This window comes from Mesorhizobium sp. P2_E10 (genome assembly GCF_056404235.1).
This window is the reverse complement of sequence record NZ_JBFUEK010000003.1, coordinates 62,097-86,916: the sequence shown is the minus strand read 5'-3', so window position 1 is coordinate 86,916 and position 24,820 is coordinate 62,097. Positions and strand designations below refer to the sequence as shown.

At 60.8% G+C, this 24,820-nt stretch carries 15 protein-coding genes and 2 pseudogenes; 8 read left to right on the top strand and 9 right to left on the bottom strand.

Annotation, left to right across the window (positions count from 1 at the left end):
- Positions 1-106 precede the first annotated feature (106 nt).
- Positions 107-889, top strand: a complete 783-nt coding sequence (locus tag AC1D0N_RS09425; protein ID WP_477243187.1) for a helix-turn-helix domain-containing protein — start codon at positions 107-109, stop codon at positions 887-889.
- Between the two features lie 51 nt (positions 890-940).
- On the opposite strand, the gene AC1D0N_RS09420 is transcribed toward AC1D0N_RS09425, so the two are convergent.
- Together AC1D0N_RS09420 and betI are read right to left on the bottom strand one after the other, a co-directional pair.
- Positions 941-1,288: a hypothetical protein gene (locus tag AC1D0N_RS09420; protein WP_477243186.1), complete on the bottom strand. Its 348-nt coding sequence runs from the start codon at positions 1,286-1,288 to the stop codon at positions 941-943.
- Positions 1,289-1,709: 421 nt separating this feature from the next.
- Positions 1,710-2,342, bottom strand: coding sequence for a choline-binding transcriptional repressor BetI (gene betI / locus AC1D0N_RS09415; protein ID WP_477243996.1), 633 nt, complete (start codon positions 2,340-2,342; stop codon positions 1,710-1,712).
- Between the two features lie 85 nt (positions 2,343-2,427).
- On the opposite strand from betI, the gene AC1D0N_RS09410 reads away from it, so the two are divergent.
- Positions 2,428-3,507, top strand: a complete 1,080-nt coding sequence (locus AC1D0N_RS09410) for a helix-turn-helix transcriptional regulator (RefSeq protein ID WP_477243185.1) — start codon at positions 2,428-2,430, stop codon at positions 3,505-3,507.
- A 9-nt stretch (positions 3,508-3,516) separates the two neighbouring features.
- On the opposite strand, the gene AC1D0N_RS09405 is transcribed toward AC1D0N_RS09410, so the two are convergent.
- Complete coding sequence (locus AC1D0N_RS09405) at positions 3,517-4,911, bottom strand: flavin-containing monooxygenase (RefSeq protein WP_477243184.1); 1,395 nt, start codon at positions 4,909-4,911, stop codon at positions 3,517-3,519.
- A 172-nt stretch (positions 4,912-5,083) separates the two neighbouring features.
- Between AC1D0N_RS09405 and AC1D0N_RS09400 the strand changes: the two genes are divergently transcribed.
- Genes AC1D0N_RS09400 through AC1D0N_RS09390 form a run of 3 tightly spaced genes read left to right on the top strand, consistent with a single transcriptional unit; the run spans position 5,084 to position 7,630 of the window.
- Positions 5,084-5,947, top strand: coding sequence for an SDR family NAD(P)-dependent oxidoreductase (locus tag AC1D0N_RS09400; protein ID WP_477243183.1), 864 nt, complete (start codon positions 5,084-5,086; stop codon positions 5,945-5,947).
- Complete coding sequence (locus tag AC1D0N_RS09395; RefSeq protein WP_477243182.1) at positions 5,944-6,729, top strand: SDR family oxidoreductase; 786 nt, start codon at positions 5,944-5,946, stop codon at positions 6,727-6,729. Before AC1D0N_RS09400 ends, AC1D0N_RS09395 begins: the two co-directional genes overlap by 4 nt.
- Position 6,730: 1 nt before the next feature.
- Entirely contained in the window at positions 6,731-7,630 is a 900-nt protein-coding gene (locus AC1D0N_RS09390; RefSeq protein WP_477243181.1) for an SMP-30/gluconolactonase/LRE family protein, read from the top strand.
- Between the two features lie 284 nt (positions 7,631-7,914).
- Here the strand turns inward: AC1D0N_RS09390 and AC1D0N_RS09385 are convergent, their stop codons facing one another.
- The 5 genes and pseudogenes from AC1D0N_RS09385 to AC1D0N_RS09365 all read right to left on the bottom strand — a co-directional run.
- Positions 7,915-8,733, bottom strand: coding sequence for a hypothetical protein (locus AC1D0N_RS09385; protein ID WP_477243180.1), 819 nt, complete (start codon positions 8,731-8,733; stop codon positions 7,915-7,917).
- Between the two features lie 159 nt (positions 8,734-8,892).
- Positions 8,893-11,922: a 50S ribosomal protein L11 methyltransferase gene (locus AC1D0N_RS09380; protein ID WP_477243179.1), complete on the bottom strand. Its 3,030-nt coding sequence runs from the start codon at positions 11,920-11,922 to the stop codon at positions 8,893-8,895.
- A gap of 84 nt (positions 11,923-12,006) precedes the next feature.
- Positions 12,007-13,089, bottom strand: coding sequence for a tetratricopeptide repeat-containing glycosyltransferase (locus tag AC1D0N_RS09375; RefSeq protein ID WP_477243178.1), 1,083 nt, complete (start codon positions 13,087-13,089; stop codon positions 12,007-12,009).
- Between the two features lie 20 nt (positions 13,090-13,109).
- Positions 13,110-16,598 carry a glycosyltransferase gene (locus AC1D0N_RS09370; RefSeq protein ID WP_477243994.1) on the bottom strand — a complete coding sequence of 1,163 codons (3,489 nt, stop codon included), beginning with the start codon at positions 16,596-16,598 and terminating at the stop codon, positions 13,110-13,112.
- A 48-nt stretch (positions 16,599-16,646) separates the two neighbouring features.
- Positions 16,647-16,841: pseudogene (locus AC1D0N_RS09365) on the bottom strand (glycosyl transferase); the annotation flags it as partial.
- 1,217 nt (positions 16,842-18,058) lie between these two features.
- Between AC1D0N_RS09365 and AC1D0N_RS09360 the strand changes: the two are divergent.
- Positions 18,059-18,373, top strand: coding sequence for a hypothetical protein (locus AC1D0N_RS09360; protein WP_477243177.1), 315 nt, complete (start codon positions 18,059-18,061; stop codon positions 18,371-18,373).
- 92 nt (positions 18,374-18,465) lie between these two features.
- Positions 18,466-18,951 (top strand): annotated as a pseudogene (locus tag AC1D0N_RS09355) (DUF4347 domain-containing protein); the annotation flags it as partial.
- A gap of 302 nt (positions 18,952-19,253) precedes the next feature.
- Here AC1D0N_RS09355 and AC1D0N_RS09350 read toward each other — a convergent pair.
- The gene (locus AC1D0N_RS09350; RefSeq protein WP_477243176.1) at positions 19,254-21,578 is read right to left on the bottom strand and encodes a hypothetical protein; all 2,325 of its coding nucleotides are present in this window, start codon (positions 21,576-21,578) and stop codon (positions 19,254-19,256) included.
- A gap of 836 nt (positions 21,579-22,414) precedes the next feature.
- On the opposite strand from AC1D0N_RS09350, the gene AC1D0N_RS09345 reads away from it, so the two are divergent.
- Positions 22,415-24,718: a peptidase domain-containing ABC transporter gene (locus tag AC1D0N_RS09345; protein ID WP_477243175.1), complete on the top strand. Its 2,304-nt coding sequence runs from the start codon at positions 22,415-22,417 to the stop codon at positions 24,716-24,718.
- Positions 24,719-24,820: the final 102 nt, after the last annotated feature.

Genomic DNA, 24,820 nt, shown 5'->3' with positions numbered 1-24,820 from the left:
CTCGGGATGTGGTCTAGGATGACGCAAGGCTAGTTTGGACAGGCTGCCTCGCGCCATATGCCTAAAGACACAATGACGGTTGGGCCGGGATCGCCGAGAAAAGGGCATGCGCATGGGCAATATCTGGGCGCCGCTCGCCAAGGCGATCGCCGCCACCGGCACGGACAGGCATGTCGACTGCCTGATCGATCTGATCGGCGCCGACATCGCGCACGACCTCGTCACCGTGACGCGCTATTCGGCGACGCAGACACCGGAATTCATCAAGCACCGGCGCTTTTCGGACGAGATGGTCCAGCGTTATCTCGCTAGCTACTATGTCTTCGATCCGTTCTATGCCTCGTGGCGGCGCGAGCGACGGCTCGGCATCATGCCGCTGAAAGGGCTTGCCGACGAAGAGGCCAAGCGCGGCCAGTACATAGCCGGCTTCCTGGCGCAGTCGGAAATCTGCGACGAGGTCGGCATCATGCTTGCCGATGGCGGCGACTGGTGCCTCGGCATCTTCCTCGACCGCTCGACCAATTCGTTCAAGGACAGCGAAATCGCCCAGCTGGAAGAGCGGCTGCCGGTGTTCGAGGCGCTGCATGCGCTCGACATTACCGCGCGCGGCGCGGACTTTTCCCGCACATCGGCACCGACCGGCCCCGGGGCTTCACCGCGGCAAGAGCCCAGCATCCCGGCCTGCCTGTGGCCGGAACTCTCGCAGCGCGAGCGCGAACTCGTGCAGCTCATCCTGGCCGGACATCCGACCGCCAACATCGCCGAGCGACTCGGCATCACCGTCGGCACCGTCAAGAACCATCGCCGCCGCATTTACGAGAAGCTCGACATCACCACCGAGCGGGAACTGTTTTTGCAGTTCTTCCAGCACCGGGAATCTACGAACTGACATGTTGCCCCGGAGGTTGGCCGGAGCGCCACCAAGCAGACGCGTCTTTGATTATTGCTTGAGGAACGCGCCCGTGTAGGTCTGGCCAGAAAGCGCAACGGTTGCGGCCAGGGTTCCGTCTGACTGCATCACAAAGCTGAGGTCCGCGCCATTCGGGAGCCGCCCAAGCTTCAACGTGGTCCCTATTATTCTTCCGGCGCCGGCGGCCTCTCCCGGATAGTTGTCGGCCAGATTTCCCCACGCATAGGTGACCGTCACCTTTCCGTTGGAAGAAATCGTCTGAACCGCAAGTTTGGCTTCATACATTCCCTCCAATCGTCCGGCCCATAGGCCCGAAAAGGCAGCGTACTTTGCTGGAATGCCTTTGCCAGGGGGCGTGATCGCCACGGATTGATCCATGAGTGCCGAACCGGAAGAAACAGCGGCAGGACCCAAGGCAGGTTGGGAAGGATTGGGACCAGGTCCTAGCCCAGGTTCGACAGCGGCAGGTTGCTGCGTTTCAGGGGCAGTTTGGCACGCGACCAGGGCAAGGGCCGAGAAGCCAAGCATCGCGTAGCATAGGCGGTGTGCCATTTTCTGTACCCTCGGCCCATCTTTGACTCTGAGCGCAGGCCGACCTTATCACTCGTTTTCAACAGGCCAAGAAGCACCGAACGCCGACCGCTGGCTGATGGGGGAGGCGCCGCGGGCAGCCCAGCCAGGAGGCTGGCCGTGATCGCCCTAGCTCAAACGACGCCGAACCTCTGTCTGGAAAATTCCGCGCGCCTCGCTCTGCTCAACTCCAACCGGCTCAAGCAAGCCCGGCAATGGAGACGGTCAACTAGCGCAGTTGCTGAACAGCAGCATGAGTCCGGGAGAGATGTTCGTGCCATTCTAGATGCGGGATACGATGGGCCAGATAATCGGCCATTTGCACCAAGGCTTCCGATGCGGTCAGCTGGCCTGGATGCAGCCCCTGCCTGAGCCAAAGCCCGTCGATAAGTGTCGTTATGCCAAGCGCGACAGTTTCCCGTTCGTCTGCCGGAACCAGTGCCGACAGTGCGGTCATCAAGTTCGAATGCATGCGGGCATGAACGACGCGCTGGATACGCGCCAGCTGTGGCTCGCGCGGGATTTCGGCGCAAAGGGCAAGCCAGGCGCGACAGATCCCGGGCGTGAAGAACGCCGTGCTGAAATTGCCTTCGATGATCGCCCATAGCCGCTGATCAGGGCTACATGCAAGGCGCATCAGCCGGATCACTTCATCGCGCAGCAAAGCATTCGAGTGCCGCATGGCATGCTCGAACAGTTCCTGCTTGGTCTTGAAATAGTGGTGGACGATGCCCTTGGACGCGCCCGCCTTCTGCGCAACCTTTTCGATGGTTGCCCCGCCCATCCCCTCCGCCTGGAGGACCTCATAGGCGGCATGGCGCAGTTCTCGGCGTCGAATATCGCTTATTCTGGTCAGGCTCATGCGTCGATATTGACATATTTGGCCAATGGGATCAATACTTGGCCAGACGACCAATTTTCAAGCCAATCAGCCAAGGAGGTGAGACATGAACGTTCTTTCTCCGGTACGTGCCGATGCTCGACACCAAGCCTTGTCGTTGAATGCCTTCGAAGTTCCGCGGAACATGACCGGGACGGGATTTTGGGACGCGATGGAGCGTGCAAGTGCTGCCATAGGCGGCGAGGCTTTCTATGACCGGCTGCTGGAGGTGCTGACATCATTGGTCGAAGCCGATCTCCTGTCGTTGGTCCGCTATTCAAGTTTTGGCGCGCCAGACCTCGTGATCCCTCGTCAGATCAGGACTGAGGTTGCAGCGCCTTATGACTCTGGTCTCTATGCGTTCGACCCTTTCCATCATTACTGGCGAACAGTCGCCGCGCCTGCCGTCAAATCATTGCGGGGACTGGCACCGGCGGAATTGTGGAAGAGCCGCTACGCCCTGGAGTTCCTGCGCGCCGCAAGAATCAGCGATGAAATCGCGGTGTTTTTGCCGCCAATCGGCGGCGCCAGCCCGACGCTTATTCTTGACCGGGCCGCAGGTGAATTCACCGCCGTTGAGATCGCGCGCATCGAGAGCGTTTTTCCGCTTTTGGCGGGGCTGCACAAAGCGCACCTCAAGGCAATCATCGGCCGTGGCCTGGTCGACCATTCGACCGAGAAACCGTTCCGACTGATCGACCGCAGCGGCAAGGAGCTCGCCGCCAATCGCGCCTGGAGGACGCTTGAGGCTGATCCAAATGGCGGGCTCACTGAGGCTCTGGCGGACTTGGCCAGCCCCGGCAGAACGCAGACAACGCTTGCCGACGGCCGGCTCATCATCAGGTCTCCCCTGGCTACGGATTTTGGTGTTGCTCCGGGAGGCATGTGTGATCAGGTGGAAGTGTCCGCCCTGCACGCTCCGAGCGGGCAAGACGACGGCTGGCTTGCCTGCCTTACCCACCGCGAGAAACAGATTGTGATGCTCACCCTGGAAGGGCATCCGATCGCCAGCATAGCCGGCCGCCTCGGCCTCAAGCGCGGCACCATCAAGAACCATCGGCTTCGCCTCTACCAGAAGCTCGACATCACCACCGAGAGAGAACTCTTCCTCACCTACATGCAACATCTGCGAGCACCTGGAAGATGATACCCGTGTTCACTCGGCTGCAGCGGGAACTTCGGTCTCAGCAAGGCTAGGCACCGGCAGTCGTGTGCGTCCGAAGCCAAGGGCACGCGCTCGCTTCCGGCCGCGCCGCAGCTCACCGTCCAGTTCGGCAAAATAGATGTCCTGATCGAGCTGCATCGTGTGGCGCGCCGAAGCGTAATAGCGCGCCATGTGCTTCTTCTCGTCGGCGATGATCATGCGTGACTGTTCCTCCACGTCCGGCAATGCGTATTCACCCGACAGATAGGCCGCGATCCATTTCGCCTGGCGCTCGGCAAGCGCGAACAGCGTGATGCTGGGTTGGGCCAAAGCGATGAAGAACAGGTTCGGGATGCCGGGCTTGAGGACGCGCTTGAAGAGAGGCAGCCGATTGCCGGGCGCCGATATGAAAGACGGATCGAAGAACGGAAAACTGACCCTATAGCCGGTGGCCCAGACGATGATATCGATCTGTTCGCGGCGCCCGTCTTCGAAAACGACGCTGTCCCCATCGAGCTCTCTGATCCCGGGCCGAATCTCGATATCGCCTGAAGCGACCAGAGTCGGGAAGGTGTCCGATACCGAGATATGAGCCTCGAAGACGCGGTGGTCCGGTTTCGGCAGACCGAAGTCCTCCATGTAGCCAACTGCGAAATGGAATATCCGACGACCGACCCAGCGTTGCCATGACAGCGGCAGCCAGGGATAGAGCTTGCCCTTGTCGGCCGGCTTTCCGAGCAGAAATCGTGGAAAGATATGCGCGCCGCGCCGCGTGCTCACAAAGAGCCTCTTCGATATGTGGCGGGGGCAAAGCTCGTTGGCGATGTCCATTGCCGAATTGCCCATCCCGACGACGAGAACGCTTTTGCCTCTGAAGTCGATCGGGGTGAATGGGTCGCGATAGCCATGCGAGTGAATTTGCGTGCCGTCGAAATGGCCTGGATAGGCTGGGTCCGGCAAGCGGGAATCCCAGTGATGCCCATTGCAGACGAACAGGGCATCGTAAGAGCGCGTCTGGCCGTCGCCCAAGCGAATCTGCCATGTTCCCTGGCCGTCTCGTGTGGCCTCGGTGACTTCGGTGTTGAGCCTGACTTTGCCTGACAGGCCGAAGTGCTCCACATAGGCAGTCAGATAGGCCAGCACTTGCGTGTGGTGCAGATAGTGAGGCGTGTCGGCAGGCATCGGAAAGTCCGACAGCTGCAGCTGCAACTTCGAGGTATCGATGTGCAGGGAGCGATAGGCCGCCGACTTCCCATTTGGATTCTCGAATGCCCATTGGCCGCCAATCTGGTCGCTCATGTCAAACCAGTCAAAAGGGATGCCGCGTTCGGCAAGCGCCTTGGCGGTGACGATCCCGCTGCAGCCGGCCCCGATGATGCAGCATTTGGGAAGAGTATCTGGCTTCATGGCAAAGGCTCCCGGCAAAACAATCTTGGATGTGCCGGAAGCCTAGTTCACGGATCGCGGCGCCAACAATGGTGCCGACGGTCACCATAAACTATGCGCCGACACGTTTGGGTGCGTTGCCGCGAAGACTTCGGCAAACGGCGGCCAAGCCGCAGCAGAGGCGCCTCCGCAGATGGTGACCGTCGGCACCATTGTTGGCGCCGCGCTCTGTGCGATACGCTTCCGGCACATCCAAGATGCTTTACCGGGAGCCTTTGCCATGACACTCAATCACTCGCCGCAGGGGAGGTCGTCCCCCCAATTCCAGACGCCACCGCTTCTTGTTGGACGTCGTGCTGTCGTGACCGGCGCGGCACGCGGAATTGGCAAGGCGATTGCCGATGCTTTTGACCAAGCCGGAGCGACAGTCGTCCGCCTCGATATCAATGCATCCGACGCCGTTCGCGGCTGCGATGTCGCCGATGAAGACTCAGTGGTGCGTGCTTTTATGGATGTGGCCACTGAGGGTCCTATCGACGACGTCGTTCACGCAGCAGCCATTGGCGCTGTCGCTGCGCTGGCTGACATGTCGGCGGCGGATTTCCGCCGCGTACTGGACGTGAACCTGACCGGCGCCTTCCTGGTTGCGCGAGAGGCGTCGCGCCATTTGAGCCGCGGCGGAAATCTCGTCCTTGTCGCGTCCCAGTACGGCCTCAAGGGCTGGCCCCTGTGGGGAGCCTATTGTGCCTCCAAGGCCGGCGTCTTGAGGCTTGCGGACACGCTTGTCGGGGAACTCGCGCCGCAAGGCATACGCGTGAATACGATTTCGCCCGGCAGCGTCGACACGGAGATGGTCGCAACAACGACGGCCAATATTGCACGGCAATCGGGAACTGATGCCGCGGCTATTCGCGCCGGCTATGAGGCTGCCATTCCGATGGGCCGCTTCGCGCAACCCCAGGAGATTGCCTCGGTCGCCGTGGCACTCTGCTCAGGCCTCTGCTCCTATGTGAACGGATCCAATATCGTCGTGGACGGCGGAGAGCTTTCGCGATGACTGCAGCACCATCGCCGCAGCGTGTCATGATCACAGCGGGCGGCTCAGGCATAGGATGGGCGATCGCGAAGGCGTTCGCTGACAATGGCGCCAAGGTTCATATTTGCGATGTCGACGAGCGGGCGCTGGACGAAGTCACCAGGACATATCCTGAGATCGCCGTCAGACGGCTCGACCTGACGGACGAGGCAGCGATCGACCGCTGGTTTGATGATGCCTTGGGCGACCTGAACGGCCTTGATGTCCTGGTCAACAACGCCGGCACCAAAGGGCCGACCGGCTACGTCGAAGACATCAGGCTGGACGACTGGCGCGCATGCCTGAGTGTCTGTCTCGATTCGCAGTTCCTCTGCGCCAGACGCGCCACATCCGCCATGAAGGCCCAACGTTCGGGAAGCATCATCAATATCGCCTCAACCGCCGGGCTCTACGGCTACGGCCTTCGCACGCCCTACGCCGCGGCCAAATGGGCGGTGATCGGATTGACCAAATCTCTCGCCGTCGAACTCGGCCCCTACGATGTGCGCGCGAACGCAATTTGCCCGGGCTCCGTCGATGGCGCTCGCATGCAGCATGTGATGAAGGCCGAGGCCGAAAGCCGTGGCGTCTCGCTCGACGTCGTCCAGACGGAATACGTCCAGTCACAGTCGATCAAACGCTTCGTGAAACCGGAAGAGATCGCCGATATGTGCCTGTTCCTAGCCTCGCCGGCCGCCAAGATGGTGACCGGCCAGGCCATCGCCGTCGACGGGCACACCGAGACGTTCCACATCGGGAGCTGACATGCCGACGGGCAATTCAGAATGGCAGATCTGTTCTCAAACGCGCGACCGGCTGGGCGAGAGCATCTTGTGGCATCCGGCGGAGGAAGCTCTTTACTGGATCGATTTTTACGGCCCACTCGTGCATCGCCAAAAGAGGGGCAGCGGCGTGGTCGAAAGCTGGAAGATCGATCTCGGGGAAACGATCGGATCGCTCGTCTTTGGCGACAAGGGCCGCCTCCTTCTCGCCGTTGATCACGGCCTACACCTTCTCGATACCAGCACCGGCAAAACACGCTTCTTCGCCGATCCCAAAGACGGGAAAATGAATCTGGCCTACAATGACGGCAAGGTCGACCGTGCCGGACGCTACTGGATCGGAACCTATGATCTGTCCGAGAGGGAGCCCGGCGCGGCTTTCTATCGGGTGGGATTGGACGGCACGGCGGAAGTGGCCGACAAAGGTTTTGTCATCTGCAATGGCCCGGCCTTCTCACCCGACAATCGCATGCTCTACTTCAGTGACACGGTCGGCCACCGCATCCTCTCCTACGACCTCGACCGGGACGGGAAAATATCCGGCCGTCGGATCTTCTTCACCTTTGCAAACAATGACGGGATGCCGGACGGCCTCGCGGTCGATAGCGCCGGCAATGTCTGGTGCGCCCTCTATGTCGGCGGCAAAGTCGTGTGCATTGATGCCAGGGGAACGCTTCGAAGGTCGCTCTATTTGCCGGCCACTTTCGTAACCAGCCTCTGTTTCGGCGGACCGGAACTGAAGACGCTGTATGTGACGACAGGTTGGAACAGCAGCACGACGGAAGCGACCAAGATGAGCGATGTGGGCGGCGCGGTTTTCATGCGGCCAGTCGATAGTCCGGGTCTGCCGGAGCCTGTGATCAAGGTGAGCGAAGAAACTTAGGCATTGGTAGTCGCGCCGTTCCCGCGCAGTTTTTACTGCTGCCACCGTCTTTCCCTCTTTCCCACTCGATTGTTTCCAGCCCATGATAACCGGCTGATTTTGAGCGCAATCTATTTTTCCCTCAACGCAGATACCGTCAAAAGTCTTGGGCTTTGATTTCAATGACGAATTTTCGCTGTTCGTGAATTCCGTGCTTTCGCGAACTATCGATAGGACCGGTCGATTTTCTCCCCGCAGGCTGGCATCGATCCGCTTAGCAGCAGTGCGAAAAATACCGTGATCGTCTAATCGATGATGCGCAGCAGTTCACGCAGCCGGGCCGGCAGTCGCGGCGAGGCTTGCAGTTCTACACAACTCGCCTCCCATAGCTTTAGATACTCGGCGATCGGTATACCTGTGCGGCCTGGCCAACGGTTGAGTGCGCCCAGCGCCTCGACGCAGTCGGGCGCCGCCTCGTACTCAGTGAGGACGGTCCGGGACATTGCTTGGGCAAACGGATTGAGACCGGGCATTTCGATCTCGCTGCGATGGTCGCCGAACCACGCGGCGGCGTCGCGGCTGAGCCCCTGGCTGTCGGCGAGCGCCGCATAGCTGCGGACGATGTTGTCGCGATACGCCGCGATGGCATCGCCGAACGCGTTGTCGCCGGCAAATGGCGGATTCTCTTTCCAGTCCTTCGCCAGACGACCGAGACCGCGCAGCGAGAAGGCCTCGACCAACGCCTCCTCGAGCCACTGGCAGGGCGGCGCCGGCTTGGCGTCCGCCTGCCAGCTGTTGGCCATGACGTGGCCGAGCTCGTGCCCGAACTGGTAGGCAAGCTTCGACCAGTCCCGCTCGCCGATGTCGACGATGATCCACGCCATGCTGCCGCCGTCCGGGTGCAGCCACACAGCCGGCGGGCCCGACGTGTGCTCGTCGACGCGCAGCCGAATCGGTTGGCGATCGGAGACGAGGCGGACGCCATCAAGGCAGGCGTGCCGCATGCGTTCGACGACCAGATCGGCGGAGCGAGGAAGCATATGGCCCCAATCGCCGGCGAGCTCGATAGGGGCGGTAAGGAGGGTTGGCGGCGGTTCGAGCGGGAGGGTCATCTGTGCCGCCATGGCCGGGTATCCGACGTCGGTGTCACGCCGCCGCGTCAGCGAGGTGCCCACTAAGCTTGCGATTGCACCGCCGGCAACCACTACGGTGAACTCGCGCCGCCTCATTCAGTTTACCCAACGTCAGGCCACTCACGGCCAAAAGCAACGAAGTTTGCGGAATTATGTGCCCCCGTCCAAGGGCTGGTAGCCGTGGCTTATACTTTCCCACATGGGTCGACCTGCCTCACAGGCCTGTTCACTTGCCTTTTTGTGATCCTCAATTGCAGACAAAGCGCGACGAACCTCGTCAGCCTCGACCACAGCAAGGGTTGGGTCATGGTCATCAGTGCCAAAACTGACGACCAAATGGTCGCCAGTCAGGTGCCAAGCCAGCCCAGCGGCGAACTCACTGGCCATTCGCCGGAAAAAGAAGCGGCGCGTCAAACGTGCAAGGCGGTTATCCGCATCCAACCAGATAAATCGATGAAAATAATTCCGTCTGGTTCCTGCGAGCTCCCATTCGTGGATCAGCATTAGCCACCCACCATCGAATGGAACAGCTTGCGTTCCGCCGCGAAAATTCTCTGCTGCAACCGGTGCAGGTTCATTAAATAAAACCTCCGCAGCGTCGTTTATGATGCGGGTTGGTTCTACCGAATAGATGAAACGCAATTCATCGCCAACCAGCTGCGGCATCCAGTTTTTCTCCCATTGCGCTGGCATGCCTGATGGCAGCACTCGCCAATCGGCCAAGACATACTGCCCTGATGATGTTTGATCGACGCGAGCAAGCACCATTTCCGCACGCCCCTCTTCGTTCAATTGGCGCACAGATGAAAGACACCAGAGCCTGTCGTGCCAGATCAACGGGCGGGGGTCCTCGAAGCCAAGCGAGTCAGAATGTCGTGGCGAGGGCATGTCCTCGGGCTGCAATACTTCGTTGCAAGACTCGACCTGCAAGCTGTCGTCCAGGTACACGAGCAAGGTCCGTTGCCGGAACGAGGTATCGCCATGACGGTCAAAGAACCCGCTATCCAGCAGGTCGTAGTTCACCGCACGTATCAAAACAACGAAGCCCCGCCCGGAGCGGGCGATCGAGACGTTTCCGGGTTTATAACCTTCTGGAGCTGGAACAGATAGCGGATGATAAACAATCGACGGCATCAATGTGCTGGCTGTTTCGGCAAACCACCGGTAGTTGTATCTGGCAAGGCCTCTTGCGTTGTCAGCTACGTCGCGGGTCATCGATAGCCAGTTGCAGATTTGGCGTCCTCGCTCCTTCTTGGCGGAATCACTGGAATATGAGGCAGCTATCGTAAAGGCCTCCTTCAGGCCAGTTGAATACACCTGCGGCTCGACCCCGAAATCATCTTTTGATGGAACGCTCAACCAAAGCCCAGCGTCGGCATAGTCGATAGAAATATCGCCGCGCGATCTATGCAGGTAATGGCGTGCCAAAGCATGAAGTGGCTCAGCACGGTGAGGGCGGTTCCGAAACGACTCGAGCGCCACTCTTACAAATCCCGCTTCGTCACCCGCCTCGTTCAGGTATTGGGCCGCCTGCCACCGGCGGTACCACGTCTCTTCAGACACACCTCCCGTCTCAACTTTTACCGCCGCCTCGCCATTCAGAAAATCAACGTAAGACTTCATCTGCTTGCATTTATCTTCACCTCGGGCCCAAACAAAATGAAGGAACCCGCGCCGCTCGTTCTGACCTAACTGCCAGAGAGCCGAAAATCTACACTTATCGCCAAGAGGGCGATATACACCAAGCCCTGTCTTTACCAACGCATAATTTAGGAAAGGCTGATCCCCAAAAAAACTTACCAAAATTTTATGCTCTGCGTGATCATACATTTGCTGTACGATATCCGAAACAATCTTGAAGTCATACTTGTTGCAAAAACCAATGATTCCTGAATTAGCAAGGGGCAGATTTTCGTTCGAACAGTCAGGATCTCCAGATAGTAAATCCAAGCCAAACCAATTACCAATTCGTCTTGTGTCCCGAATATGGCTGATACTTGTGGAGGCTAATTCAGGATATGCTGCAGCCTCGGTCGAGACGCATACTCCCCCCGATACGAAGACCTCGTAGATAACGTCAGTTAGCTCGTTTTCTATAACAATATCGCTATCAAAATAAATTATTGGCGAGTAGTTATCAAACCCGAAATCATTTAAGCTATATCTTGATAGGTGAGAAATATTTGTTTCTTTCTTGAAAACTAAACGCCCATGTAAATTCTGAGGAACAAACTTTAGCACTTGGTCTGGTGATCTGTCCGATATGACAGCTATTTCGCCGCGGTATTTGCCGAAATGATCGAGTGAGGTCAAAAACCAACGAAGGCATTCGAAATACTCATCAGGCCCATACACAATCGTGCATATCAGCGGTCGGTAGAGCGGGTATAGTTTTCCGCCCTCACCTATTTCATAGGGTCGGGCGCCTGACATCCTGGAAACTTTGGGCGAGGCCGTCACGCTCTCCCCGCCGTTTGGTTTTGCGATTTGGCGCCCGTTTGAACCGAGAACCTCGGACGAAGCGCGCCGCTCGCAGATGAGCCAACGCTGGAGCTCAGGGCGATTCTCACAGACCAAAAGCCATTTGTCATAGTCCCCCGATCCATCCAGGAAAGAAAATTTGTGAGGATCGCGAGGTCCACTATGAATAACTGACACTCGATGGGAAGAAGAAAATAGGTCATTCAAGCGCGTAAGAATATTTCTATCCGTGAATTCATGCAATTCGATGAGAATGTTTGCCTGGCATAAGGCAGGGATGTTGGTCTCGTCAAAGAGTAATTTTTCGCATCCTTCGCAATCGACTACAATCAGAGCATGCGGGTCTTGGAGAACGAGTTCTCGGAGGTGAGCAGGCGTGCAATTCGTCTCGATGCGAAAGCGCTCGCCGATACCGTTAAGATCGGCATTCGCGCGAGATGCTTCCTGCGCGCGATGGTCGATGTCGAACGCAAACACACGGGCGTCGGGAAGTAGCCGTGCCAGGCCGATGGAATAGTACCCTTCGGCGCATCCAACATTGATAACAATACTTGGACGTTGCTCTACAAAACCCAGCAGAGAAGAGTGAAGCTCCTGCTCATAGATACCAAGGAGCTGTGGGCCGATATCCTCGCCGCCTCCCCAGGTTTGCACGTCGTGCAAGCGCAAACCGGCGAAAGGGCCGGTTTGCACGACCATCTTAGTCTCGCGTTTTACCAGCGCAATTATGTCCTCTCGACTCATTTCAGCCCTTCCGCGGTAAACTTGAGCCTTCGGACACCGCTACATTTCCGCTCGACTTTCTTCCCGTCGCCGGATGAAGAAGTCGAGATTGTCCTTCAGCCGCTGATTGTTCGGGTCGAGGTCAAGCGCTCGCTGCCCCCACTCCACCGCCCGGTTCATGACATTGAGGTGCCATGACGCGATTGCACCGAGATCATACAACCGGAAGCCCCAGCAGTTCGGGTCGTCCAGATAGCTACCGGTCCGGTGAGTCTTCTCGATCCCGTTGGTGCTGGCCCAAAACAAATTCAGCCAGTCGGCTTTGCTATGGAACTCCTCTGCGAGGTCCAGCCAGATTTCGCGCCGATGGGGCGCCTCCATTCGAGCCTTGTCCAGCCACGACAATCTCTGCTCCGGCTGCATTCGTGCCAAGTACCGCATCGCTTCGGATCGTTCTTCCCCCCACTTGCTTGTCGGTAACGCGAGGTAGCCCTCAAGCAATTGGGCGGCCCGCTCCTGTTGGTTGGCCCACATCAAATCCCGGCCGAGCCAGAAGCAGATCTGCGCGTCGTCGGGATTTTCCTTATGCGCCACTTCCATCAGCGGCAGGTAGCTGCTCCTTGTTGGCTTGGTGAGATCCTGTACCTCGAACATGACGATGTCGCCGCTGTTCGCCGTGACTTCCCGTTCTCCGGTGAAGACCAGGGCCTCATGGACAGGTCGACTGAACCGATAGCCCCAGCGATGGTGAAAATTCTTCGCCGGCCAGCTGCGCAGCGGCGTCGGGTCATCGACACTCGCTCTGTAGATCGTCTGGCAATAGAGGGCAGTCGTCTCGGAGGTCCAGGCGGCCTCGAGCTTCGCCCGCCAACCGGGTTCGAGAAACCGGTCCATGTCCATCGTGCAGCACACATCGACGTCGGCGGGGATAAGTGCCATTGCGGCGTTGCGGGCATCGTCGAAACGCCATGGGCGGACCGCTATCCGGTGCACGGTAACGCCGGCAGCTGTTAGCCGCTCCACCGTGTCATCGGTGCTGCCGGTGTCGGCCACAATGCGATAGTCGGCGTCGACGGCCGAATTGGCCCAGCGCTCGGCGTTGGCGGCTTCGTTCAAGGCGATGGTGTAGACGGCGACTTTCAATCAACTCCCTCACTCAACGGCTATGATAGACCTCGCCTGTTGAAAATGCCCGACGCGCCCTTGCGGATAGCCACCAGGCCACCAAGCAGCTTTGCCCGATTCAACTCATAGTGGCTGTCGAAGAACAGGATCTCGGCGAACTGACCGGCAAGCGCGCTCACACTCAGCGGATCGACCGATCGCGCGCTGCCGTGCTGCTGGATCTCCCGCAGTAGGGTCTTGGTCAGCGTGATCTTGCCGAGGTCCTCGCCGGGCGGCTGCCAGTCGAGGTCTTCCAGGAAATACCAGCCCCCCTCGGCGAGCAGCGGGAAGAACTCGCGCAGCGTGAGCTGCTCGTCGAACGAGGCGTGGCTGCCGTCGTCGATGATCACGTCGAGCGATCCCGGTTCGAGCTTCGCGGCAACACGGCGCAGGTCGTCCAGCTTGGACTGGTCTCCAACAAACGACTTGAACCGTTCATTGTTGAGCTGCGAAAAATCCGTCAGGTCGACACCGATCACCTGGCAGAACGGAAAATAGCTCTGCCACAGCGAGACGGATGGGGTCTCGGTCTGGTTGCCTTCGGCCAGACCACGGCACAGGCCGATCTCCATCAGCCGCCGCATGGACAAGCGCCGCGTCGACAGCAGGCGGTCGTAAACCCTTGCGTAGCAGTGACGGTTGCCCGTGTGCCTGTTCTTGTCTGTGTTGAAGCGATCGGCGAGGCCGGTGAAGGCGGGGAAGCTTTCAAGCGGACTGACCAACAGCGAGATCAGCGCTGCGCCTTCGCCGCCCGGCCGGGCGTCGTTGCGCGCCGTCCACAGATGGATGCCGACCACGCGCTGGTCGTTCAGATAGTCGCTCAATTCCGCTATCGGCTTCTCGAACCGATCGATCTCATTCCAATCGATGGTGTTGAAGAACATCGGGCTGAACACCCATTCTCGCAGCTCGGCTCCAGCATCGGAGGCTATGTAGTCGGACAACAGCTTGGGGCCGATATCTCCAAACTCCTTGCCGCCGTCGTCATGGAAGCGTTCGATCGAAATCTCGTACAGCGCCCTAAGGTGATGGCTGTAGGGCTTGGCATACATGACGTTGCCGCAGATGAAGTGACCCTTGTGCGATCCACGCCATTGCAGGTTGAAGAAATGATCGCCGTGGAAGGGGAAGGGCCGCAGCAGGATGACGTCGGAATCCATCCATAGCCCGCCATGCTCGTAGAGCAAGGCGTAGCGGAAGATATCGCTGAAATACCTGATCTCAGAGCCGGCGACGATGCGCTCGAACAAGGCGCGCGGCATGACGTCGTCGGCATTGCGGACTTCGATACCGTGAGGGAAGAGGAAGGCGAGCTTTTCGGGCGCGTAGCTCCATACCCGCACCGGATGGCCTGCCGCTCGCATCGACGTCGTGGCGGCAATCAAGGTACGATGCTCGGCCTTGTCGGACATCACCTGGTAGAAGCAGTTGATCTGCGGAAGTGCAGTGTCGTCGCTGCCAAGGAAGGGAGAAATCCGCGCGTCGAACTGGCGCGATCCCTCCCGCCGTTCCAGCGGAGAATCGACGTCGCGCAGAAACGGCGCGAGCTCATGAAAGATTTCGTCGGTCGACTTCGTGCCGCCAGCGCTAAGGCCGTTGCCTTCCGACGGTGCCTGGCTTGCGCCGCCTTTGGCTCCGTCGTCAGCGCGGTCAGGCTTGATCCCGGCTTTCGTCGACGGCCCGGAACAATCCGGTTGGACGCGAGAGGCCGGCGACGACAGCGTCAGCCCGGACGCTGCAGCCGCACCCGATGGCAGGTTATCCACATCCTCCAGAAGCGACCTCACTTCTGCCTCGTCGACGGTCGCGATCCAGGACTCGCTGTCGGTGACGCTGTAGGAAATCAGCAGACGTCGTTCGTCCGGGTGCCATGCCAGCCCGGCAGCGAATTCAACGCCCTTTTTGTTGAAGAAGAAGGGTCGGCTCACCTTGCGCAGGATGTTGGCTTCGTCGAACCAGACAAACCGATGCAGATAGTAACGCCGCTTCTCGGCAGTGCGCCATTGTACTTCATGAATCAATGCGAGCCACCCGCCGGCGAATGCGATCAGCTGGGTTCCACCCCTGAACCGTTGGGCGGCAATCGCGGGATGAGTTTCGGCGAGAGTCGCGCCTCGCTCGTCCACGATCCGGGTGGGATCGCAGAGGTAGATGAACTGCAGCGTCTCAGTGCCTGCCTCCGCCGTGCTTGGCTTGACTTGGGGCATCCAGTTCTTCTCATGCACCCGCGGCCCTACCGGACGGAGCACGCGCCAGTCAGCCAACCTGCATGCGCCACTCTCATCGATGCGCGCGACGACCTGCTCACACCATGCCTCTGGCGTAAATTCTCGGACACACGCCGAGCCCCACAACTCACCGTTACAAGCAAACAGACGCAAATCCTCGAAGCCAATCACGCCTTTGTAAACGGGTTCCGGCATGTCTACCGGCGGCAGGATTTCTGTCGCTGATTCGATACCAAGTTCATTGCTCAATCGCAGCAGGAAGTTCCGAGTGCGGATCGCATCGCCGTCCTTGGTCTGATATTGGAGTCCGTTTTCGGTCATCGTGTAGTTCACGGCTCGCTGCGCGAGCACGATCTGCTTGCCCAATCGCGTTACCGAAGGATTGAGAGGCCGATAGCCATCGGGCGCCGAGAAGCCAACCGGACGCGCGGTGAAGGAAGGCATCGCTGTGGTAGCGGGCTGGACATAAAAGTACAGGTTGGACCATGCCAGTTCCCTGGGGCCGTCGCCGATGGTCCGGTTCAGCGCCAGCCAGTTGCAGGCCGCAAAACCTCGGTCCTTGCGCACGGGGTCGCGGGCATAATTTGCCGCTATCGCAAACTCCTCCAGCAGGCCTGTCGTGTAGGCGTAGTCCTCGATAAACAGGATGTCCTGCTCGGGTCGCTTGATCGCCAGGCCGGCTTCCGAAAACAGCAGGCTGGCGTCGTTCAACCCCTTTTCGCGGTAGAACCGCGCCAGGTCATAAAGCGGCTCGGCACGTTGCGGCCGTTGGTTGAAAGCGGCAAGCGCCTGGCCGATGAAGCCTGGCTCGTCGCCGAGCTTGCGCAAACAGCGAGCCTCCTGCAGACGGGCGTTCCAAGCCTCCTCGTCCCAGCCGCCCATGGCGGCGCGTTTGGCGTAGGCCACCGCTGCCTCCGCCGTCCGCCCGGCGTCGCGATAGGATTGCGCCAAATAAAACCAGTAGCGCTGATTTTCCGGATCCTTCTCGAGGGCTTCCAGCAAAAGCCTGGCATCGCGCTCGAACTTGTCCACCCGGTTCGACCCGCTGGCATGATCCTTGTACCAGACACGCCTCAGTTCCTGCACGCCACCGGGCACATCGAGATATTCGTGGGTCACGCCATGGTAGCGCGCGCCGGCGTCGCGCCGGACAAGGCGCGTGTTCCAATAGGCGAGGTCGGCATCCGAGCGCTGCAGCAGCCGGTAGCCCGGGCCGTCGAGCCCCTCGCGGAAGCCCGTATCCTCGACCATCAGCTCCATGTCGGCATCGTCGAACAGCAGATAGTCATAGGCGAGCGGCGAGGCATAGGCGTGATCGAGCGCCGCGTTGCGGGCCTGCTCGAAATTGTGGAACGGAAACTCATGCAGCTCGCCAGGCAGGTTGTGGACGGCAAAGAACGCCTTGATGAAATCCTGGGTTCCGTCGGTCGAGCCGGTGTCGCCGATGACCCAGCAGTCGATGTGGTCGACAACCGCCCCGAGACAGCGTTGAAGGTTCGCCATCTCGTTCTTGACGATCATGTTGAGGCAGAGGCGCTTGCCGCTTGTCATGTGCTGACTATCGGCTTTCCGCAGGACTGCGGGCTGAGGCGGTCACATTTGTGGCCGGGTGTCATTTGGGACAGCGATCCGTTCCGATGCGGACGTGTCCGACCTTCATGCCCCATGTCCATTACCCCCTGCCTTGGCCATTTTGCATGACCTTTGTTGCAAAGTATCGCTCATCCCTTCCTTTGCAAACGCGACCTCAGCGCTATCCATTGTTAGCCAGCACTTTCCACCGCAGCAAGGTCTCGCGGTCGCCTTGGACGAAGGGGGGCGAACAACCCTTCCAATCGGGTCAATCGCTCACGCAAAAACCCCGCCGCGATATCAAGGTTTCGTTACCAACGAAGGTGGAGCATCTTTAAGCCCCGGATTTTTCAATGCATTTGGCCGCATGCGCGCCATCTCGATGTTTGCCAAGGTAGTTAGTCTTGGTTGGGTAGTTAACAAATTGTAAACAGGTTATTTACAAGTTGCTAATTTTATAATTTACTAATGTCTTATGTGTCTGGGAGGGTAGCCGTGGACCGGGCCGAAGGCCTGTCGGTCCGCGCAGTCTGCGAAGCCAGGAGAGTATCCAGGAGCAAGCCACTTCGTGCGTGAGGGCGCAGAGAGTGTTTGGTGGCGTGCAAAGAAGACGTCGTACTGCCTTGAACTCAAGGCCGGCGTTTTCCCAACCTGATGTTCCCTCGCAAGTAGTCGATTCCCTTGAAAGTTGCGTGTTGGGAGTTGGCTGTGGTTGGTGTGATACCAAGTGAGAAGCGATGCGCCCGCGACGCAGGTTTCCGCTTCAATCAATCCCTCAATTATCCGCACCTGGCCGCCAGCAAAGATTGCCTGGCGCTTGATGGGTATACCTCGGCGCCCTACGGGCAGCCGGGCGCCTGCGAACTCCGCACTCACCTCAGTGAAGACAAGCCGGACGCCGTTCGGTCGAGAGGCACGAAGAGGCCGTCAAGCCTTGCGCGCGCGTCTCGTCGCCCTGCGCGGCGCCGATTGGTTCGCGGATATGCCGGCAGCCCGGGTCAGCACTTTATCGAAGCGCCGATGCGCGCGGCTCGAGCGCCGGTAGAAGCTGCGACCCGCATCAGCGAGCGCGGGCGCTCGGCAGCGATTGAAACCCTAGGACACGAAACAAGACAAACGCGGCGCGGCCGCCGGCCAAGGAGCACACGATGAGCTACATAGCAGGGTTTGCGGTCATGGAAGTTGCCGTTAGAGGCGTCTTGCCCATCGGCGACACGACCGAAAATGTGCCTTATTTTATCCTGGACACGGCCAAGAGCGCCATCGTCGGTCAGGTCATTCTTCCCAAGGCCGTCAAACGAAGCCTCGCCGTCGCTGTCACCGTCAAGGTTCCGGCCGCGGCCGGCTCATTAGCGATTGGCACGTTTGACGATGGCGGGACTTTCCAGGCCTGCAGCTTCCTTCGCGTAGAGAGCCCCACTGTTGCACGTCCCGGCGGCGCCGTCGGGCCGTCTGGACGATGATTGCGCCCAAGCTCCTTGTCCTGACCGCTCGCCGGCCAACCCGGTGGGCGGTTTTCCCTTGAAAACGAATTCGAAGCCAACAGGAGCCAGTCATGGCCCGCGCCTCTGAAATTCTTTTTGTCGACCCTTCAGTCTCCGACCTCCAGACGGTTCTCGGCAACCTGAGGCCAGAAGTCCAAGCAATTGTGCTGGACGTCCGCCGACCGGCGGCGCAGCAGATCGCTGCCGCGCTCGCAGGGCACCATGGCCTCGATGCGGTGCACGTCATCGCACACGGCACGCCTGGCCGGGTCAGCTTCACTGCAGGGGAGTGGTCATCGGCCACATTGAAGGAAGAGGCCGAGGATCTTGCCGCAATCGGCCGGGCGCTTGCCGCGGACGGCGAGCTGCGGCTGTGGAGCTGCCGGACGGCATTGGGGAATGCGGGCGAGGCCTTCGTAGCGGCATTGGAAGCGGCCGTTGGCGCGGACGTCGGCGCATCCAGATCGCTGGTTGGCGCGGCCGCTCTGGGCGGCGCTTGGGAGCTAACTGCACGGGCGAGCGTGCCTGCCTCTTTGCCGCCACTGACCGCCGACGGGGTTGAAAAGTACATTTTGGTGCTTGATTCAGGTGACTTGACAATAACTGGCGAGATAACTGCCACTGGCGGTAGCAAATCTATAAACACCTATTATCTTGTTGATACATCACTTGACCCAGACACTGTTGTTGGAACATTCTCTCTACCGTCTGCGCAAAATGGACTAGTTTTTGAGTTTAATGCAACGATAACTATTCCAAATACACTTGATACATATGTCATATATAATGCGAATTTCGGCCTTGTAGGTACGCTTACTCCAAATATCCCGGCGGATTATCCTGTACATCCAGTTACTTCTTATGATTTTGACCCCGGTCCGGCCAATGGAACTGGCGGCACCAGCAATGGCGGCAATAAGTTCGATGGGGGAACCCTGAGCCTTGCAAGTAGCGGTACCGTAGGCCCGACGGGTCCGGCGGGGGCGACGGGCGCTACTGGTGCGACCGGCGCCACAGGTGCCACGGGCGCTTCAGGTGGGACCGGTGCGACCGGCGCCACAGGCGCGACCGGCGCCACAGGTGCAACGGGTGCTACTGGAGCAACAGGCGCTACAGGCGCTACAGGCTCCACTGGCGCGAGCGGCTCGACGGGTGCCACAGGCGCAACTGGCTCGACCGGAGCAACCGGCGATACCGGCGCGACCGGAGCGAGTGGTGCAACAGGCTCTACTGGTGCAACCGGAGCCACGGGTGCGACTGGCGATACGGGTGCCACAGGTTCGTCTGGCGCCACAGGTGCGACCGGAGCGAGCGGTGCAACAGGCTCCACAGGCGCGACCGGCTCGACTGGTGCCACCGGAGCCACAGGTGCGACCGGCGATACGGGTGCCACAGGTTCGACCGGTGCGACGGGATCGACTGGTGCCACCGGTGATACGGGCGCAACCGGTTCGACCGGCGATACCGGAGCAACGGGTGCGACCGGCTCTACCGGTGCGACTGGGTCGACTGGAGCAACCGGCTCAACTGGTGCGACTGGTGATACCGGAGCGACAGGCTCGACTGGCGCAACGGGAGCCACAGGTGCAACTGGCTCGACAGGGGCAACCGGCTCGACAGGCGCCACGGGCGATACCGGAGCGACAGGCTCGACTGGCGCAACGGGAGCCACAGGTGCAACTGGCTCGACAGGGGCAACCGGCTCGACAGGCGCCACGGGTGATACCGGAGCGACGGGCTCGACTGGAGCAACTGGCTCAACCGGTGCCACAGGTTCGACTGGAGCAACCGGCTCAACCGGTGCGACAGGCTCTACCGGCGCAACCGGCTCGACCGGTGCCACTGGCTCGACTGGAGCAACCGGCTCAACCGGTGCGACAGGCTCGACCGGTGCGACTGGTTCAACTGGAGCAACCGGCTCTACTGGTGCGACTGGTGATACCGGAGCTACGGGCTCGACTGGAGCAACCGGCTCAACCGGTGCCACAGGCTCGACCGGAACAACCGGCTCGACCGGTGCCACAGGCTCTACCGGCGCAACCGGCTCGACCGGTGCAACAGGCTCCACAGGCGCAACGGGTTCGACCGGAGCGACTGGCTCGACTGGAGCAACCGGCTCGACGGGTGCAACTGGCTCGACTGGTGCCACCGGCTCGACCGGTGCGACTGGCTCGACCGGCGCCACCGGCTCGACCGGAGCAACCGGCTCGACCGGAGCGACTGGCTCGACTGGAGCAACAGGCTCGACCGGAGCAACCGGCTCGACTGGTTCCACCGGCTCGACCGGCGCCACCGGCTCGACCGGAGCGACTGGCTCGACTGGTGCAACAGGCTCGACCGGAGCAACCGGCTCGACTGGTGCCACCGGCTCGACCGGCGCCACCGGCTCGACCGGAGCGACTGGTGCGACTGGCTCGACCGGAGCGACTGGCTCGACTGGAGCGACTGGCTCGACTGGTGCAACCGGAGCAACCGGCGCGACCGGATCGACTGGAGCAACAGGCTCGACTGGCGCAACTGGCTCGACTGGTGCAACGGGCTCGACTGGAGCGACGGGTTCGACCGGAGCAACCGGCTCGACCGGAGCGACTGGCTCGACTGGTGCAACTGGAGCGACTGGCTCGACCGGATCGACCGGAGCGACCGGATCGACTGGAGCAACAGGCTCGACCGGAGCGACTGGCTCGACTGGTGCCACCGGCTCGACCGGCGCCACCGGCTCGACCGGAGCGACTGGCTCGACTGGTGCGACTGGTGCGACTGGCTCGACCGGAGCAACGGGCTCGACCGGAGCGACCGGAGCGACCGGCTCAACTGGTGCGACTGGCTCGACCGGAGCGACCGGCTCGACCGGCTCGACTGGTGCAACCGGCTCGACCGGAGCGACTGGCTCGACTGGTGCAACCGGATCGACTGGCTCGACCGGAGCGACCGGAGCGACCGGATCGACTGGAGCAACAGGCTCGACCGGAGCCACTGGCTCCACCGGAGCGACAGGCTCGACTGGCGCAACTGGTGATACCGGAGCAACGGGTTCGACGGGAGCTACGGGTGCAACTGGCGCAACCGGTTCGACCGGAGCCACGGGTGCCACAGGCGCGACCGGCGATACGGGTGCAACGGGTTCGACCGGCGCAACGGGTTCGACCGGCGCAACCGGCGCAACCGGTTCGACTGGAGCCACGGGTGCGACCGGCGATACCGGAGCGACCGGTTCGACTGGAGCGACTGGCGACACTGGTGCAACGGGCTCTACCGGAGCCACCGGTTCGACCGGCGCTACTGGTTCGACAGGTGCGACTGGCTCGACCGGCGCCACAGGCTCGGCTGGTGCGACAGGTGCGACCGGAGCGACGGGCTCGGGCGGCGGTGACACAGGTGACCAGGGCCATGGCAATAACGGCTTTGGCAACGGAGATCAGGATGCACCTGGTGGTTCCGGGAACAATAACAATGCAGAAAACGGTCCTGGTCACAACCACGCCAAGGTCACATCCGACTCGCTCGGCCTCAAGGACACTGCGAAATTCCTGCAGTCGGGCTCGACCGACGGTAACGGTGATCCCGGCAACCATGCGTCGTTCCGCAACCTGGTCGGCCTGGCGGCCACGTCGGTAACGACAGACCTGCTCAACGTCCTCAAGACGATCAGCGGAGGTCAGAACCAGAACAAGCCGTCGGGGGCGAGCACGGATCTCACCTCCGACCACACGAAGCCTGGCGCCGGCTACGCCAACAACGATCACACCGTCAAGACGACCCTGAAGGATCTCTTGAAGCCGCATGAGTGAGCAGGATTGTTGAATGGGCCACGCACGGAGATTGGTCCAGGTTTGAAAAGCGCGCGCGGGCTTCGCTGGAAAGCGAGGCCCGCGCGTTCATCATCTCGAAACAGGGGGTGGCATGAGAGTCGCGCGGCCGATCAGTTCGGAGTACGATGGGGCATTGCCGGAAACCTCGGCGGAAACGCCTCGGCCCGGCCATTGTTGAACCTCGCCCCGCGTACCGGATGAGAAGTCCATGGTGAACGTCCCCGCAAACCCCGAAAACTCGCCAGTCTCGATCCGCGCGGGCACCGAAGTCGAGACCGTAGCGGACCAGGCGAGCGGCCAGAACGCAGCCGCGCGAGCCCCTGGCGGCCCTGCCGAGCTCGACCAGGTCGGGCCGCGGCTCAAGGCGGTGTTGCGGGCCGCGCGTTATCACGGCGTTGAACTCGATCCCAACGAATTCAGGGCAGCGAGCGCGATTCCGACCGCCGCCGATCTCTCCGAGTGGGCGCAGAACGCCGGCATGTGGTCGCGCGCCGTCCGCATCCGCTGGTCCCACCTTTTGCGCTTCCAGGACACCGGACCGGTCGTCCTGTTGTTCAGCGATGGCGGCGCTGGTCTGCTCACCGGGGCGAGTGCCGAGCGGAACGTCGTCTTCCTCAAAAGCGCTGACGCGCCAGACGATGGTGAGGCTATTGCCATCGATGAGCTGCGGCTGTCGCAGGCGTGGACCGGCGAGGCGGTGCTGCTGCGCGCGACACGGTCCCATGTGGCGGCGGATGCGCCTTTTACTCTTCATTGGCTCGCCGAGCTGGTGCGGCTGGAAAGCCGGCCCCTGCGCGACATCGCCATTGCCTCGTTCACGCTGAGTGTCCTTACCATCTTGCCGCCGCTCATCGTCATGACGCTGGTCAACAAGGTGCTGCAGTTCAACAGCATCTCGACGTTGGTGCTCTTGTCTGCGGTGATCGCCGTGGTCTTCGCCTACGAGACACTTCTTGGCCATGCGCGGCGACTGATCATCAACGTCGTCGGCGCCCGTCTGGACACCAAGCTGCAACTGCACGTCTTCAGTCGGCTGCTGCGCCTGCCGCTCGACTATTTCGAGCGCCATCCGGCCGGCGAAACGATGTATCATCTGGCCCAAGTCTATCGTATCCGCGAATTCCTGACCGGAAAACTCCTCAGCACGTTCCTGGATCTGATCACGCTCTGCGTGCTGGTACCGGTCATGTTCTACATCAACGCCACCCTCGCCTGGGTGGTGCTGGCCTGCGCGGTCGTGATCATGCTGATCATCCTGGCCTATCTCCGACCGCTGCGCCGGAGATACCAGAGGGTGGTCGAAGCCGAGACCTGGAAGTCGGCGGCGCTCGGCGAGACTGTCGTCGGAATCAAGACGGTGAAGGCGCTTGGCCTTGAGCCGCAGCGTAAGGCGCTCTGGGATGAGCGGGTGGCGGAAGCGGGAAAGGCTCGTCTCGCCTTCGGACAGCTCGCCAACTGGCCGCAGACCCTGGTCACGCCGATCGAACGTGTGATGGTGCTCGGCACCATGCTGATCGGCGCCTATCTCGCGCTGAACGACCGTTCGGGCTATATGGTCGGCAGCCTGTTCGCCTTCATGATGATCTCCCAGCGCGTGGCGCAGCCGCTGGTCGGCCTGGCGCGACTGGTTGAGGACTACGAGGAGGTCGGTGCAGCGATCGGGGAGGCAGCGTCGGTCCTCAACCGGCCGCTGGAGAGCAGTTCAAATTCCACCGGCCTGAGACCCAGGCTTGTCGGCCAGGTCGCGTTCAGCGACCTGACCTTCAGCTATATCGGTACCAAGACACCGGCGCTCGACCGAGTCAGCTTCCACATCCCAGCCGGGAGCATGTTTGGCATTGTTGGGCGCAGCGGGTCGGGAAAATCGACAATCGCGCGCCTCCTGCAGGGGATCAACCGCGACTACAGCGGCTTCCTCAAGCTTGACGGCGTCGACCTCAAGGAAATCAACCTGCGCCATCTTCGCCAAGGACTCGGCGTGGTTCTCCAGGACAACTTTCTGTTCCGCGGATCGATCCGCGACAACATTATCGCCGGACGCGCAGGCCTAACGCTTTCCGACGCCATGCGTGCCGCGCACCTCGCCGGCGCCCAGGAATTCATCGAGCGTATGCCGAATGGCTATGACACCTACATCGAGGAAGGTTCGCCCAATTTGTCAGGCGGTCAAAAACAGCGGCTGGCGATCGCGCGCGCCCTCATCCACGATCCGACCATCCTCATCCTCGACGAAGCGACTAGCGCACTCGACCCGGAGAGCGAGGCCGTGGTCAGCGCCAACCTCATGCGCATCGCCAGCGGGCGCACCATGATCATCGTTTCGCACCGGCTCTCCTCGTTGACCGAATGCGACAATATTCTGGTCATGGATCAGGGCAAGGTCCTCGACGTCGCGCCGCACGCGACGCTGCTCGAACGATGCGCGCTCTATCGCCAGCTGTGGTCGCAGCAGAACCGGCACCTCGACGGCCGCCGCGGCCGCCCGGTCGCCATCCCGCCGCGGTTGGTTTGACGATGCTGCGGCTCATTTGCGCTTCAGGTCAGGTAACCCATGAGTAGTACCTCGCTCACCACCCTCCCCGCTCGGCGGCATCGGATGGAAACGAGGGACCCG